The organism is Cellulomonas sp. GbtcB1 (assembly GCF_019091725.1).
Lineage (GTDB): Bacteria > Actinomycetota > Actinomycetes > Actinomycetales > Cellulomonadaceae > Cellulomonas.
Map to the genome: position 1 here is coordinate 1 of NZ_JAGXJG010000198.1, position 290 is coordinate 290.

The window sequence follows — 290 nt, forward strand, 5'->3', positions numbered from 1 at the left end:
TACGACGACGTGCTGTCCCGGCAGCGCAAGGTCATCTACGAGCAGCGCCGGCGCGTGCCCGAGGGCGAGGACATGCAGGAGCAGGTCCAGCACTTCCTCGAGGTCGTGCTCGACGACTACGTCACCGCGGCGACCGCCGAGGGCCACCCGGAGGACTGGGACCTCGAGCAGCTGTGGGCCACGCTCAAGACCGTGTACCCCGTGTCGATCGAGGTGGACGCGGTCGTCGAGCAGGCCGGCGGCCTCGGGCTGGTCACCCCCGTGCTGCTCAAAGCCGTGCTGCTGTCCGA

1 pseudogene is annotated in these 290 nt (G+C 69.7%); it reads left to right on the forward strand.

What is annotated here, in order from left to right:
• Window positions 1-290, forward strand: a pseudogene (locus KVT14_RS20270) (preprotein translocase subunit SecA); the annotation flags it as partial.